This window comes from Pantoea sp. A4 (assembly GCF_000295955.2).
Taxonomy (GTDB): Bacteria; Pseudomonadota; Gammaproteobacteria; order Enterobacterales; family Enterobacteriaceae; genus Pantoea; species Pantoea multigeneris.
The window spans coordinates 414,480-429,134 of sequence record NZ_ALXE01000019.1 but is presented as its reverse complement, the minus strand read 5'-3'; the positions used below and the strand labels follow the sequence as shown (position 1 = coordinate 429,134).

The 14,655-nt window shown below is 56.9% G+C and carries 11 protein-coding genes and 1 other annotated feature (1 of these 12 cut by a window edge); of the genes, 7 read left to right on the top strand and 4 right to left on the bottom strand.

Annotated elements, in window-relative coordinates; genetic code table 11:
• Window positions 1-34 (bottom strand) — a sequence feature (His leader region) (it extends 88 nt beyond the left edge of the window).
• Window positions 10-57 (bottom strand): his operon leader peptide, encoded by a 48-nt coding sequence (hisL, locus tag B880_RS26650; protein ID WP_118665699.1) that lies wholly within the window; start codon window positions 55-57, stop codon window positions 10-12. It overlaps the preceding feature by 25 nt.
• A gap of 159 nt (window positions 58-216) precedes the next feature.
• Here hisL and B880_RS0106540 point away from each other — a divergent pair, with 159 nt between their 5' ends.
• Together B880_RS0106540 and B880_RS0106535 are read left to right on the top strand one after the other, a co-directional pair.
• Window positions 217-1,044, top strand: coding sequence for an SDR family oxidoreductase (locus B880_RS0106540; RefSeq protein ID WP_017346584.1), 828 nt, complete (start codon window positions 217-219; stop codon window positions 1,042-1,044).
• A 36-nt stretch (window positions 1,045-1,080) separates the two neighbouring features.
• Entirely contained in the window at window positions 1,081-2,205 is a 1,125-nt protein-coding gene (locus tag B880_RS0106535) for an aminotransferase class V-fold PLP-dependent enzyme (RefSeq protein WP_017346583.1), read from the top strand.
• Window positions 2,206-2,248: 43 nt separating this feature from the next.
• Here B880_RS0106535 and B880_RS0106530 read toward each other — a convergent pair whose 3' ends face one another.
• On the bottom strand, window positions 2,249-3,631 hold the full coding sequence (locus B880_RS0106530; protein WP_017346582.1) for an MFS transporter: 1,383 nt from the start codon (window positions 3,629-3,631) through the stop codon (window positions 2,249-2,251).
• A 218-nt stretch (window positions 3,632-3,849) separates the two neighbouring features.
• Complete coding sequence (locus B880_RS0106525; RefSeq protein WP_026042459.1) at window positions 3,850-5,073, bottom strand: LysR family transcriptional regulator; 1,224 nt, start codon at window positions 5,071-5,073, stop codon at window positions 3,850-3,852.
• 131 nt (window positions 5,074-5,204) lie between these two features.
• On the opposite strand from B880_RS0106525, the gene galB reads away from it, so the two are divergent.
• The 4 genes from galB to B880_RS0106505 are packed head-to-tail and all read left to right on the top strand — an operon-like array spanning window position 5,205 to window position 8,622.
• Window positions 5,205-5,942 carry a 4-oxalmesaconate hydratase gene (galB, locus tag B880_RS0106520; RefSeq protein WP_017346580.1) on the top strand — a complete coding sequence of 246 codons (738 nt, stop codon included), beginning with the start codon at window positions 5,205-5,207 and terminating at the stop codon, window positions 5,940-5,942.
• Window positions 5,939-6,658, top strand: coding sequence for a 4-carboxy-4-hydroxy-2-oxoadipate aldolase/oxaloacetate decarboxylase (locus B880_RS0106515; protein WP_017346579.1), 720 nt, complete (start codon window positions 5,939-5,941; stop codon window positions 6,656-6,658). Before galB ends, B880_RS0106515 begins: the two co-directional genes overlap by 4 nt.
• Window positions 6,655-7,737 (top strand): 4-oxalomesaconate tautomerase, encoded by a 1,083-nt coding sequence (locus tag B880_RS0106510; protein WP_017346578.1) that lies wholly within the window; start codon window positions 6,655-6,657, stop codon window positions 7,735-7,737. Before B880_RS0106515 ends, B880_RS0106510 begins: the two co-directional genes overlap by 4 nt.
• 9 nt (window positions 7,738-7,746) lie before the next feature.
• A complete protein-coding gene (locus B880_RS0106505; RefSeq protein ID WP_017346577.1) occupies window positions 7,747-8,622 on the top strand; it encodes an NAD(P)-dependent oxidoreductase in 876 nt (291 codons plus the stop codon).
• A 58-nt stretch (window positions 8,623-8,680) separates the two neighbouring features.
• On the opposite strand, the gene putP is transcribed toward B880_RS0106505, so the two are convergent.
• The gene (putP, locus tag B880_RS0106500; protein WP_017346576.1) at window positions 8,681-10,165 is read right to left on the bottom strand and encodes a sodium/proline symporter PutP; all 1,485 of its coding nucleotides are present in this window, start codon (window positions 10,163-10,165) and stop codon (window positions 8,681-8,683) included.
• 453 nt (window positions 10,166-10,618) lie between these two features.
• Here putP and putA point away from each other — a divergent pair, with 453 nt between their 5' ends.
• The gene (gene putA / locus B880_RS0106490; protein ID WP_017346574.1) at window positions 10,619-14,569 is read left to right on the top strand and encodes a trifunctional transcriptional regulator/proline dehydrogenase/L-glutamate gamma-semialdehyde dehydrogenase; all 3,951 of its coding nucleotides are present in this window, start codon (window positions 10,619-10,621) and stop codon (window positions 14,567-14,569) included.
• The last annotated feature ends 86 nt before the right edge of the window (window positions 14,570-14,655 follow it).

The following is a 14,655-nucleotide window of genomic DNA, read 5'->3' as shown; positions in this document are numbered from 1 at the left end:
CCTGAAAGACTAGTCAGGGTGATGGTGATGATGGTGGTTGAACTGAACGCGTTTCATATTAATTCCGCATGAATGAGTATTCATTGATATGGCAAATAACCTAACGAAGATAAACGCGGCTGGCAAGCATTTTTTTTCATGATGTCAGGGACTGGCTTGCGCTGCCTGCTAGCCCTAAGATAGAGCAAGGTGCAACAGAGTAAGCCGGGAGTCACTATGAAAAAAGTCGCAATCATCGGGCTAGGATGGCTGGGAATGCCGCTGGCAATGGCGCTGACGGCGCGTGGCTGGCAGGTGAACGGCAGTAAAACCACGCCAGATGGCGTGGACGCGGCCAGACGGTGTGGCATCAGTGCATTTCAGCTGGAACTGACGCCGGAAATGGTGTGCGAAGCTGAGGATCTGGATACGCTGTTTTCCGTGGATGCGTTGGTGGTGACACTGCCCGCCAGCCGCACGGTGGCCGGTGGCGAGCACTACATGCAAGCCGTACAAAATGTGGTGGATACCGCGCTGGCGCACAAAGTCCCGCGTATTGTGTTTACCAGTTCGACTTCGGTCTATGGCTCAGTGGCCGGGGTAGTGAAAGAGAACAGTCCGCTCCAGGGTGACACCACCGCGGGAAAAAATTTGATTGAGCTGGAAAACTGGCTGCACGATCTGCCGGGTACGCAGGTAGACATTGTGCGTCTTGCGGGTCTGGTGGGGCCGAAACGCCATCCGGGCCGTTTCCTCGCGGGAAAAACGGATTTAGATGCCGGTTCGCATGTGGTGAACCTGGTGCATCTGGACGATGTGGTGGATGCGATTATGCTGCTGCTGCAAACGCCAAAAGGAGGGCGCGTTTACAACCTCTGCGCGCCCCAGCACCCTTCACGGGATACGTTCTACCCCAGCGTCACCCGTCAACTGGGTTTGACGCCGCCACAGTTCCTGCCTTCAGTGGCGCAAGACAAAGGTAAGATCGTGGATGGATCGCGCATTTGTCAGGAGCTGGGCTTTGAATATACCTACAGTGATCCAGTGACAATGCCACTGGAGTGACCCCGATTGATTTATCTCACAACCAAGGACAGAGAAGTGGCAATAACGATTCCCGATGCATTAATCCCGGCCGATCCCCGTTTTGGCTGCGGCCCATCGCTGATCAATCTAGATGATTTAACCCAGTTGGCGGCCCGTGGGCCACACCTGCTGGGCACCAGCCATCGTAAGCTGCCTGTGCGCCAGCTGTGTGGCGAAATTCAGGAAAATCTGCGTACTTTGCTGAATGTCCCTGAAGATTACGCCATCGTGCTGGGTAACGGTGGCGCTACGCTGGTGTTTGATATGGTGGGATTAGGGCTGGTGAAATCCCACATCACCCACTATGTATGCGGTGAATTTTCCCAGAAGTGGCACCAGGCCTCCGCGCGGGTTCCCTGGATCACGGCGCAGGCAGTGGTGGCGGAAAATGGTCAGCCCAACGTGCCACAGGCGGATGCGCGTGCGGATGTTGTCACCTGGACCTTGAATGAAACCTCCACCGGCGTGATGAACAGCCAGCTGCCTGCGGTGGCAGAAGGGTGTTTACTGGCGGTGGATGCCACCAGCGGAGCGGGGCAAATTGCGTGCGATCTCTCCCGCGTCGACCTGTTCTTCTTCTCGCCACAGAAAGTGTTTGCCAGTGAAGGTGGTCTGTTTGTGGCTATCCTGTCTCCGGCAGCGCAGGCGCGCATTGCCGAAGTGGCGGCCACCGCAGGGCGTTACATTCCGGTGTTTGCTGACTGGCGTCTGGCGCTGAGCAATGGCAAACAGCAGCAGACTTACAACACCCCCGCGACCGTGACGCTGTTCCTGTTCGCGGAGCAGCTCAAACGTATGAATCAGGTAGGTTTTGCCGCCGTTGAGCACCTGGCAGGCGAAAAGGCCCAGTTGATCTATCAATGGGCGCAAAACAGCGACTATCTGACGCCGTATGTGGAAAATGAAGCCGCGCGTTCCACCACGGTGTGTACGGTTGATGTTAGCGATGCCATTAACGTGGAGAAGCTGACGGATTACCTGAATGCGCAGCGTCTGGTGTATGGCATTGAGGGATACCGTGGATTGGGGCGTAACCAGCTGCGTATTGCCATCTTCCACAATATCGCGCTGGAGGATCTGCAAAAGCTGACGCAGTTGATTGATTTCCTCGTGGCCAGCGGCGAGTTTAACGCCGCATAACGGCCCGGACTCTGGCCTGACACAGAGGCCAGAGTCCCCAGGGTTAAGGGCGTGGATTCATACTCTGAGAGAGTGCCGGCACTTCGGCCAGGCCCGCGCCTTTCACCTTCAGCGCTAATGCTACGTTGCGGTGCAGGGTAATGCTGACCGCAGCAAGTAACGCAGGCAGCGCCAGTACGAAGAAGATGGCCCCTTCCGCCGGAAACGCGCCCATCAAAATACCCCCCATAGAAGAGCTGAGGATGGCGCCAATGCGGCCAATACCGTGCATCCAACTTACCCCGGTGGCACGAATTTCCGTGGGATAGAAGGCCGGTGCATACACCTGCAAACCATTTTGCGCGCCGTTAATGCACATGCCGGTGAAGAAAATCAGCACGCCTAACGTTGTCCCGCTGAAGCCAAACACCCCTTGCATTATCAGGCACAGACAGCCGATAAAATAGACCACCGCCATGACATAGCGCGGACGCATTTTATCCATCAAGGCACCGACAATAATGCCGCCCACCGGACCACCTAACTGGAATAAACCGGCAATGATCGCCGCTTGTTCAAGGGAGATACCGCCAGAACGCATAATGGTCGGCAACCAGCCATTCAGCAGGTAAATCACGAACAGGCCCATAAAATAGGTCAGCCACAGGATCACAGTGCCACGGGCAAAGCCGTGACGGAACAGCTCGCCAATGGTGCCACGGCGTTTTACTTCCGGGGAATTCAGGATAAAGGCATCATCGGGTTGGAAGTGTCCCCCCATACGGTTCAGCAACGCGGCAATGCGTTCACGCGGGGCTTTACGCACCACCAGATTCAGTACCGATTCAGGCAGTAGCCAGAACAATACCGGCAGCAAAATAAGCGGGATTGTGCCACCAAAAATCAGCACTGCTTGCCAGTTATAGTGGTTGAGCAGGGCGGCAGCAATAAATCCGCCGAGGCCAGAGCCAATATTAAAACCGCTAAACATCAGGGTGATCATGAATCCTTTGCGCCGTTCTGGCATGTATTCGGAGATCAAGGTTACGCAGTTCGGCATCACCGCACCCAATCCCAATCCGGCAATAAAGCGCAACAGCGCCATCTCCACCGGAGAACGTGCCAGCGCGCACACCAGGCTAAAGGCGGCGAACACCAGCACGGAGTAAAGAATGGTGCGTTTACGGCCAAAGCGGTCTGAGAGTGGCCCGGCAATCAGTGCACCCAGTGCGACACCAAACATGGCGGCACCGAGGATCGGGCCCATCGCCGCTTTGCTGATGCCCCAGCCCTCAATCAGGGCCGGGGCGATAAAGCCCATGACGGCGGCATCGTAGCCGTCGAACATAATGATCACCAGGCACAGAATCAGCACGCGCCACTGGAAGGGGGAGATAGGGTGATCGTCGATCCACGACTTCACATTGATCAGGTTATTACGCTTCATAGGGACGCTCTCTGTGGTGCCGCTGAGGGCAGTTATTGTTGTGATGAGAGAAAATTTCAGTCCCCACGTTAAGCGCGAGCGCCGCGTGGTGTCAGTCGCAAAAGGCTTTTAGAGGTATGAGTTGGGTTTATACTGTGATGGATTTAACAGTGTGCAGCTATCTGGAAAGCCCGAATTACGGGCTTGTGGTTAAACTTTTTTTTAGAGATCTATGCGTTTCATTTAAAACCATCGGCAACGACTTCATGGATGCAGGTCAGCAGGGCGGTGGTTGCCGGGGAGTGCAGCGCTCCCTGACGGAAGGTTAGCCCGATCTCCCGGCGGGTGTCAGGCAGCTTCAAAGAGAGCTGGCGCAGGACACCCGCTTTCACTTCAAAATCCAGCTGCTGTGAGGAAACCGCCGCCACCATATCCGAATTCAGTAGCAGTCCACGTACGATGGCGAGATCGCCGCTTTCAACCACGGGCGTTGGGGCATCCATTCCGGCCTGCTGAAATGCGCCGTCCAACAGATGGCGGGCGGGCGAGTTGCTGCGCGGCAAGATCCACTGTACCTGGCTTAATGCGCTGGCGCCTGGCGGTTTGCTACAGAGCGGGTGATTCTGGCGCACCAGCAGGATCAACTCCTCGTCGAACAGCGTCTGATTATGAATATCGAGAATGGCCTCATCATGGCGGAGTGCGCCAAGAATAAAATCAACCTCTCCGGCCCGCAGTTCGGTGATCAGCGTGCTGAAAGCACTCTCATTGGTGACGATATGAATACCGGGATGACGTGCAATCAGCCGGGCGATGGCTAGCGGCAGCAGGCGGCTGCGGCTGAGCGGTAGCGCGCCAATATTCACCGTTCCGGTAAGAATCCCCTGGCGCGCAGCCAGCTCGTCGGGAATATGGCGGATCTCATTCAGTGCGCGGCTGATCACCGGGGCCATCTCGCGTCCGGCAGCGGTGGGCATCATGCCCTTTGGCGTACGGCGAAACAGCACCATCCCGGCCCCTTTCTCCAGCACTTTCAGCGCGGCGCTGACTGCCGGTTGGCTGATACCCAGCGAGCTGGCGACGCTTTGCGTGTGGTGCAGACGGCATAAGGCGAGAAAAATCTGCAAGCGTCGCAGGTTAAACAGCCACACCGGTTCGGCCTCATCGCGGCGGTCCTGTTTTAGCCGACTGAGCAGCGCTGGCACCTGATGCAGTTCGGCAATGGCACGCTGGGCGCGGGGTAAAATCGCCTTCCCCAGCTCGGTTAATAACATCCCGCTGGCCTGGCGTTCGAACAGCGGCACCGCCAGATTGTGTTCCAGATCACGTATCGAACGGGTGATGGCTGACTGGGTGCGAAATAAATTCTCCGCAGCTTCAGACACGGTTCCCCGGTCGGCTATCATGCAAAAAGCACGTATTTGCATGATTTTAATTATTTTATCTTCTGATTTCTTTTTCATGTCTGTGCAGGATGTACAAGAGAGCGTGATCACAACATAAATAAAAATCATAGCCTGCGCAATGAAAGGCATTATCCCGCCCCTGATGCCGCGTGTCAGGATGAAAAAAACAGTCAATGCGGGAATGAAAAATGGAAAACAACACCAAGAAAAGTGCCCTTGTGGTTAGCGCTCACTCAGCAGATTTCGTCTGGCGTGCGGGCGGTTCTATCGCGCTGCATGCGGCACAGGGTTATGACGTCCATGTGGTGTGTCTCTCGTTTGGTGAGCGCGGTGAGTCGGCCAAACTGTGGCGTAAAGGGAATATGACTGAGGCGCTGGTAAAACAGCATCGTCGTGCAGAAGCGGAAGCGGCAGCGGAGATCCTCGGAGCCAGTATTGAGTTCTTCGACTTAGGCGATTATCCGCTGCGTGCAGACAAAGAGACACTGTTCCGTCTGGCGGATGTCTACCGTAAGGTGCAACCGCACTTTGTACTGACGCACTCCGTTGCTGACCCGTACAACTACGATCATCCGCTGGCGGCAAATCTGGCGCAGGAAGCGCGCATCATCGCACAGGCAGAAGGCTATCGCCCAGGTGAAACCATTGTTGGCGCGCCGCCGGTTTACAGCTTTGAGCCGCATCAGCCAGAGCAGTGCAACTGGAAGCCCGATGTGCTGCTGGATATCACTTCGGTGTGGGATAAGAAGTACGCCGCGATCCAGTGTATGGCGGGACAAGAACACCTGTGGGAGTACTACACCCGCGTCGCGTTACAGCGCGGTGTTCAGGCGAAGCGCAACATCGGTATCACCAGCGGGCGCGACATCACCCACGGTGAAGGCTACCAGAGTCTGTTCCCACGCGTAACGGAGAATCTGTCATGAGCCTGCCAGGAAAAAAAGGGGTTGTGGTGCGTAATATTGCGCGCGCCGACCAAAGCCTGATGGCCGATTTTGCCCGCTACGGTGTAGCGACAGTGCATGAAGCGCAGCAGCGTCAGGGATTACTGGACGTGCGGGTACGCCCGGTACAGCAAAACCGCGCCATTGCGGGCAGCGCGGTCACCGTGCTGGTCTCGCCAGGGGATAACTGGATGTTCCACGTCGCCGTGGAGCAGTGCCAGCCCGGTGATGTGCTGGTGGTTGCACCGACCTCTGAATGTCACGATGGTTTCTTTGGCGACCTGTTAGCGACGTCACTCCAGGCGCGTGGTGTGGTAGGCCTGGTGGGTGATATCGGTATCCGCGACAGCCAGACATTGCGTGAAATGAACTTCCCGGTCTGGTCGCGTGCGGTGTATGCGCAGGGGACGGTGAAAGCCACGCTGGGGTCAGTCAATGTGCCCGTGGTGTGCGCCGGCCAACTGGTGACGCCAGGCGATGTGGTGATTGCCGATGATGATGGCGTGGTGATTGTGCCGCGTGAGCAGGCACAGCAGGTTAGCCTGGCCGCGCAGAAACGTGTGGATGCGGAAGAGGGTAAACGTCAGCGCCTGGCAGCCGGTGAGCTGGGGCTGGATATCTACCAGATGCGTGGCACGCTGGCAGAAAAGGGCCTGCGCTACTTCGATACCGTTGAACAATTGCAGAACGACGCATGAAACAGACGCTGATCCCCTGTGTAATGATGCGCGGCGGTACCTCGAAAGCCGCCTGCTTCCTGGCGAGCGATCTGCCCGCAGACGCCGCACTGCGCGATCGGGTGCTGTTGGCGGTGATGGGTTCGCCCGACAAACGCCAAATTGACGGCCTGGGCGGCGCAGATCCGCTGACCAGTAAAGTGGCGATCGTTAGCCCTTCCACGCGCAGTGATGCTGATGTTGATTACCTGTTTGCCCAGGTCAACGTAGATAAAGCCGTGGTCGATTATGGCCAGAACTGCGGTAATGTGCTGGCGGCGGTGGGCCCGTTTGCAATCGAAAAAGGGCTGGTTGCCGCGCAGGGCGATCGCACGCGCGTACGTATTTTCATGGTGAATACCGGGCAGGTTGCCGAAGCGGAAATTGCAACACCTGAAGGTAGCGTCGAGTATGAAGGTGATACGCGCATTGACGGCGTGCCGGGCTATGCCGCTCAGCAGATCCTCAACTTCCAGGATATTGCGGGTTCAAGCTGTGGCGCGTTACTGCCCACCGGGCAGCCGCGTGACACCTTTGATGGCATAGAAGTGACCTGTATCGATAACGGTATGCCGGTGGTGCTGATTCGTGCCGCCGATCTGGGCCGCAGTGGATTAGAAAGTCGCGAACAGTTAGATAATGACGCGGAACTGAAGGCGCGGCTGGAATCCATTCGCTTGCAGGCGGGGCCAAAAATGCAGCTGGGTGATGTTGCTCAGCGCACGGTGCCAAAAATGACCCTGGTGGCCGCACCTCAGCAGGGAGGCGCGCTGACCACGCGCACCTTTATTCCTCACCGCTGCCATGCATCGATTGGCGTACTGGGCGCGGTGAGTGTCGCCACTGCCTGTTTGATCGACGGCAGTATTACCGCTGGCGTTGCGCAGGTGAGTAGCGCGCTGAATCAGCAGTTGGCGGTGGAACATCCCAGCGGGGAGTTCAGTGTGATGTTGCAGCGGGATGCCGCAGGACAAGTGATTAACAGCGGGCTCATTCGTACCGCGCGCTTGCTGTTTGACGGTCGCGTTGCCGTGCCGGGATCGCTCTGGCAGGGCCATTAAGGAGGCGTTATGGCTGAAATTGCCATTATTGGATTTGGTGAGGCGGGCAGTGTTTATGCTGCCGATCTCGCCGCCGCTGGCGTGCGAATCTGGGATAAAAAGCTGCTCAGTGCTGAAGGCGAGGCGATGCGCCAGCGTGCTGAAGAACTGAACGTAACACCGGCTCGCAGTGCGGCTGAAGCCGTACAGGGGGTTAAGTGGGTGCTGTCATTAGTCACCGCAGGCAGTGCCGCAGAGGTGGCTCAGGAGCTGGCTCCGTTGTTACAACCTGGGCAAATCCTGTTGGATTTCAACTCCGTGGCCCCGGAAACCAAGCGCCGTTCGGCCCAGGTTGTGGCAGGCGGGGCCGGGGATTATCTCGACGTGGCGGTGATGGCTCCGGTGCCGCCGAAGCGGCTGGCGACACCGCTGTTGATCGGGGGGACTCAGGCTGAGCGGGTTGCACTTCGCCTGACTGAGTTGGGTTGCAACGCCCGTGCGGCCAGCGCTCAGGTGGGGGAAGTCTCTGCCATCAAGATGTGTCGCAGTGTGATGATCAAAGGCCTTGAAGCCCTGACCACCGAGTGCCTGCGCGCCGCGCGTCTGTATGGCGTTGAAGCCCCGGTACTGAACTCCCTGCACGCCAGCTTTCCCTCTTTAGGCTGGGACGACCAACTGCCACACTATTTGATTAGCCGCGTCGCGGAACATGGCGTGCGCCGTTCAGAAGAGATGCAGGAAGTGGTGAAAACGTTGCAGGATGTCGGGTTGAGCGGAGTGATGAGTCAGGCAACCAGTGAATTACAAGGCGAGCTACCGGCGCAGTTAGCACAGCGTCAATTGCGTTACAGCGATTTAGTGCCGTTTGTCTGGCAGGATGTGGCGGATAAGCTGGCAAAAAGCTAAGTGAAATAACAGAGAGAGAAGCCCCGCCCGTTACAGCAAACGGGCGGGGCTTTTTGCATTAACGGGTGTTGTACTCTGCTTCTGCAGCGGCAAAGCGGGCTTGTGCTTCATCTGAAGGTTCGCGACCCATCAGGCTGATCGCTACAATCGCGATGCTGGCAAACAGGAAGCCAGGGATGATTTCGTACAGGCCCAGCCATGCGTACTGTTTCCAGACCAGCACGGTGGCTGCACCAATCACCATACCTGCCAGCGCACCGTTGCGCGTCATGCGTTTCCAGCACACGCCAAACAGGATTACCGGACCAAATGCGGCACCGAAGCCTGCCCAGGCGTAGCTCACCAGACCCAGCACGCGGTTATCCGGGTTAGATGCCAGCGCAATCGCAATCAGTGCGACCAGCAACACCATCAGACGACCTACCCACACCAGCTCTTTCTGGCTGGCATTTTTACGCAGGAAGCCTTTATACAGGTCTTCGGTCAGGGCACTTGAGCACACCAACAGCTGGCAGCTCAGGGTTGACATGACGGCGGCCAGAATCGCGGAAAGCAGGATGCCGGCAATCCACGGGTTGAACAGAATACGCGCCAGTTCAATGAAGATACGCTCGCCGTTCTGGCTCACGCCCGCCGCCTGATCCGGGTGATTCTCAAAGTAGGCGATACCGAAGAAGCCTACTGCCACGGCACCCGCGAGGCACAGGATCATCCACGTCATGCCGATACGGCTGGCAGTGCGGATGGAGTGGTGCGAATCCGCAGCCATAAAGCGCGCCAGAATGTGTGGCTGACCAAAGTAACCCAGACCCCAGCCCAGCAGCGAGACCACCGCGACAAAGTTCAGGCCTTTCAGCATATCGAGGTTTTCCAGGCTCTTGGCTTCAATGACGGCCATTGAATCTGACAGGCCGCCAACGGCCACAATCACCATCACTGGCGTCAGAATCAAGGCGAAAATCATCAGGCTGGCCTGCACGGTATCGGTCCAGCTGATCGCCAGGAAACCGCCGATCAGGGTGTATAGGATCGTGGCTGCGGCACCGGCCCAGATGGCGGTTTCGTAGCTCATGCCGAAGGTGCTTTCAAACAGACGTGCGCCCGCTACCACGCCTGAGGCACAGTAGATGGTGAAGAAGATCAGGATAATGACTGCGGAGATGACGCGCAGAATTTTGTTATGGTCTTCAAAACGGCTGGTGAAAAAGTCTGGCAAGGTAAGGGCATTATTGTGGTGCTCGGTTTGCACGCGCAGGCGTCCGGCAACAATTTTCCAGTTCAGCCATGCACCGATGGTCAGGCCGATGGCAATCCAGCTTTCCGAGATACCAGAGAGGAAAATGGCCCCAGGCAAGCCCATCAGCAGCCAGCCGCTCATATCGGAAGCACCTGCTGAAAGTGCGGTGACTACGCTGCCCAAACTGCGGCCACCCAGGATGTAGTCGTCAAAGTTTTTGGTTGAGCGGTAAGCAATTAAGCCAATCAGCACCATGCCAAGGATGTAGACCACAAAGGTCACCAGCAAGGGGGTACTTACATTCATCAGTCTCTCCACTTTTTGTTGTCATTTCCACAGTGAAATCGCGTTGTGCTGCTGCGCCGGAACGAGGCGACAGTGAATAATTTTCTTCACACAGGCGTAGGCCGGGCCTTCCACTGAGGCGCGGTATCCTGCCGTAAAGGCGAATTCAGCACAATGGATTTAACACAGCAGTTACTGTGATTTCACTCTTTCAAAATAAATTAATGCTCATAGGTTGCACCAGGTCACACTTCCGGGGTTGCGCTTGGTTTTATAACCCTAAGACCGCTCTGTAACTGGGTGTGAAAGTTGGCGGGGATTTTGCAGCAATAACCGTGCCGTCTCTGAATCTGGTAAATATTTCACCGTTTAGCGGTCTGGTTCACACCTGTAATTATCTGGGTTGCACAAAGTTGCAACATAAGTGATATTGCTGCCCAGGCCGTTATAACGACATTAAGGAGCTGAAAAGTCATGGGCACGACCACCATGGGGGTAAAGCTGGATGAAGCCACCCGCGAGCGTATTAAACAGGCAGCACAGCGCATTGATCGCACACCACACTGGCTGATCAAACAGGCGATTTTTAACTATCTTGGCCAGCTGGAAGCCAGTGATAGCCTGCCGGAGATTCCGTTACAGGCGCTGGCAGGTGACGCTGAAGAGGGCGTTCCTGAAGAAGTGCATCAGCCCTTCTTGTCGTTTGCTGAACAAATTCTGCCACAGACCGTGGCACGTGCGGCCATCACTGCCGCCTGGCGTCGCCCCGAGACAGAAGCGGTGCCAATGCTGCTGGAACAGGCGCGGTTGCCAAAGGCTCAGGCGGAGAAAACCTACCAGTTAGCCTATCAACTGGCAGACAAGCTGCGGCACCAAAAGGGTGCAACGGGACGCGCCGGCATGGTGCAAAGTTTGCTGCAAGAGTTCTCGCTTTCCTCGCAGGAAGGTGTGGCGTTGATGTGCCTGGCGGAAGCGCTGTTGCGTATTCCCGATAAGCCGACGCGTGATGCGCTGATTCGCGACAAAATCAGCAACGGTAACTGGCAATCACACCTTGGGCGTAGCCCATCCCTGTTCGTCAATGCGGCGACCTGGGGCTTGCTGTTCACCGGGCGCCTGGTATCGACCCACAATGAAGCCAACCTCTCACGCTCTCTGAATCGTATCATCGGCAAAAGCGGTGAACCGCTGATCCGCAAAGGTGTGGATATGGCGATGCGCCTGATGGGCGAGCAGTTTGTAACCGGAGAAACCATCGCTCAGGCGCTGGCAAATGCGCGCAAGCTGGAAGATAAAGGCTTCCGTTACTCTTATGACATGCTGGGGGAAGCGGCGCTCACCGCCAGCGATGCGAAAGCCTATCTGCTCTCTTACCAGCAGGCGATCCATGCCATTGGTAAGGCGTCTAACGGGCGTGGCATTTATGAAGGGCCGGGGATCTCAATCAAGCTTTCGGCACTGCATCCGCGTTACAGCCGTGCGCAGTATGAACGCGTCATGGAAGAGCTGTATCCGATCCTCAAATCCCTGACCCTGCTGGCCCGCAGTTATGACATTGGTATCAATATTGATGCTGAAGAGGCAGATCGCCTTGAGCTGTCCCTCGACCTGCTGGAGAAACTTTGCTTCGAGCCTGAGCTGGAAGGCTGGAACGGCATCGGCTTTGTTATCCAGGCCTACATGAAACGCTGCCCAATGGTGATTGATTACCTGATCGATCTGGCACAGCGTAGCCGCCGTCGCCTGATGATCCGCCTGGTGAAGGGGGCCTATTGGGATAGCGAAATCAAACGTGCTCAGGTGGAAGGCCTTGAGGGCTACCCGGTTTATACCCGTAAGGTCTACACCGACATCTCTTATCTGGCCTGCGCGCGTAAGTTGCTGGCCGTGCCAAACCTGATCTACCCACAATTCGCGACCCATAACGCCCACACCCTGGCGACGATCTACCAACTGGCGGGGAATAACTACTATCCTGGTCAGTATGAGTTCCAGTGCCTGCACGGCATGGGTGAACCGCTGTATGAGCAGGTGGTAGGCAAAGTGGCCGATGGCAAGCTCAACCGTCCTTGCCGCATCTATGCACCTGTGGGAACGCACGAAACCCTGCTGGCTTACCTGGTGCGACGCCTGCTGGAGAATGGCGCGAACACCTCGTTTGTTAACCGCATTGCCGATACCTCACTGCCGCTGGAAGATCTGGTGGCCGATCCGGTCTCTGAAGTGGAAAAACTGGCGCAGAATGAAGGCGCCGTTGGCTTACCCCATCCGAAGATCCCGTTACCGCGCGACCTTTACGGTGAGAAACGTGTTAACTCCAGCGGTATCGATATGGCGAACGAGCATCGTCTGGCTTCGCTCTCCAGTGCAGTACTGAACAGCGCGGCACAACCGTGGCAAGCACAGCCGATGATCGATGCTGAACTGCAAGCGGGTGACAGCCGGGCGCTGACCAACCCAGCGGCACCGGGGGATATCGTCGGGTATGTGCGTGAGGCTAGCGCAGAGGAAGTGTCTCTGGCGCTGGATGCGGCAGTGAATGCCGGTCCAATCTGGTTTGCAACGCCGCCGCAGGAACGTGCCGCGATCCTCGAACGCGCCGCCCAGTTAATGGAAGGTCAAATTCAGCAGTTAATCGGTATTCTGGTGCGCGAAGCCGGTAAGACCTACAACAACGCCATCGCTGAGGTGCGTGAAGCGGTCGACTTCCTTTACTACTATGCGGGCATGGTGCGTGATGATTTTGATAACGATACCCATCGTCCGTTAGGCCCGGTCGTGTGCATCAGCCCGTGGAACTTCCCATTGGCCATCTTTACCGGTCAGATAGCCGCTGCGCTGGCGGCAGGCAACAGCGTGCTGGCAAAACCGGCAGAACAAACGCCACTGATTGCTGCGCAGGCGGTACAGATCCTGCTGGAAGCGGGTGTGCCGGCAGGTGTACTGCAACTGTTACCAGGTTTGGGTGAGACAGTGGGGGCGCAGCTGACGGGTGATGAGCGCGTGCGCGGCGTGATGTTTACGGGGTCTACGGCCGTAGCTACGTTGCTGCAACGCAATCTGGCGGGACGTCTCGATCCCCAGGGGCGACCAACCCCACTGATTGCCGAAACCGGGGGAATGAATGCCATGATCGTTGACTCCTCAGCGCTGACAGAACAAGTGGTGGTGGATATTGTCGCTTCCGCATTTGACAGTGCCGGTCAGCGTTGTTCTGCGCTGCGTCTGCTGTGTATTCAGGAAGATGTGGCCGATCACACGCTGAAAATGCTGCGCGGTGCCATGGCCGAGTGCCGTATGGGGAACCCGGAGCGTCTCTCAACCGATATTGGTCCGGTGATCGACAGTGAGGCGAAGGAGAATATCGAACGCCACATCCAGGGGATGCGTAACAAAGGCTTCAAGGTCTATCAGGCCGTGCAGGATGTGCCGGAAGACAGCCGTGAATGGCAAACCGGCACCTTTATCAAGCCAACCCTGATTGAGCTGGATCAGGTAGGCGATCTGGATCGTGAAGTGTTTGGTCCGGTGCTGCATGTGGTGCGCTTTGGTCGTAACGCACTGCCGCAGATCCTCGAACACATCAATCATTCCGGATATGGCCTGACGCTGGGCGTGCATACCCGTATTGATGAGACCATTGCGCAAGTGGTGGCGGGCGCTAAAGTCGGTAATCTCTACGTTAACCGTAACATGGTGGGTGCGGTGGTTGGCGTACAACCCTTTGGTGGCGAAGGGCTTTCCGGCACCGGACCGAAAGCGGGTGGTCCGCTGTATCTGTACCGTCTGTTGGCAAGCCGCCCGGAGCAGGGATTGCGTAAAACCTTTGATCGTCAGGATGCTGAGCGCCCGGTTGACAGCACACTGCGCCCAACGTTGTTAGCCGCCCATCAGGCGTTAAGCGACTGGGCCAGCGCGAAAGGCCATAGCGCACTGGCCGCGCTATGCCAGCACTACGCTGAACTGGCGCAGTCGGGCACGGTGCGTTTGCTGCCAGGTCCAACCGGTGAACGTAACACCTTCAGCTTGCTGCCGCGTGAACGGGTGCTGGCGCTGGCGGACAACGAGCAGGATGCGCTGATCCAGCTAGCGGGGATCACCAGTGTCGGCACGAAGGCGCTGTGGGAAGATGACAGCCTGCATCGTACGCTGTTCAGTCAGTTGCCTGCGGCGGTACAGCAGCAGATTACGCTACAGACCCATCCGTTACAGGGTGAGTTTGATGCGGTTGTTTATCATGGCGATGCAGACCAACTGCGCACGCTGTGTGAGCAAGTGGCTTCTCGTGAGGGTGCGATCGTCTCTGTGCAGGGCTTTGCCCGAGGAGAGACGGAGCTGTTGCTGGAGCGGTGGTTGATTGAGCGTTCTTTGAGCGTCAATACCGCGGCTGCTGGCGGGAATGCCAGCCTGATGACCATCGGTTAACGCCAATATTGGTTTGATGCATGAAAAACCGCTCTTCGGAGCGGTTTTTTTGTCCTTACAGCAAATAATTACGCGATGCTTACAGG

Coding starts and splice junctions, on each gene's coding strand:
- B880_RS0106540 (WP_017346584.1), top strand. CDS start 217: ATGAAAAAAGTCGCAATCATCGGGCTAGGATGGCTGGGAATGCCGCTG.
- B880_RS0106530 (WP_017346582.1), bottom strand. CDS start 3,631: ATGAAGCGTAATAACCTGATCAATGTGAAGTCGTGGATCGACGATCAC.
- B880_RS0106525 (WP_026042459.1), bottom strand. CDS start 5,073: ATGAAAAAGAAATCAGAAGATAAAATAATTAAAATCATGCAAATACGT.
- galB (WP_017346580.1), top strand. CDS start 5,205: ATGGAAAACAACACCAAGAAAAGTGCCCTTGTGGTTAGCGCTCACTCA.
- B880_RS0106515 (WP_017346579.1), top strand. CDS start 5,939: ATGAGCCTGCCAGGAAAAAAAGGGGTTGTGGTGCGTAATATTGCGCGC.
- B880_RS0106510 (WP_017346578.1), top strand. CDS start 6,655: ATGAAACAGACGCTGATCCCCTGTGTAATGATGCGCGGCGGTACCTCG.
- B880_RS0106505 (WP_017346577.1), top strand. CDS start 7,747: ATGGCTGAAATTGCCATTATTGGATTTGGTGAGGCGGGCAGTGTTTAT.
- putP (WP_017346576.1), bottom strand. CDS start 10,165: ATGAATGTAAGTACCCCCTTGCTGGTGACCTTTGTGGTCTACATCCTT.
- putA (WP_017346574.1), top strand. CDS start 10,619: ATGGGCACGACCACCATGGGGGTAAAGCTGGATGAAGCCACCCGCGAG.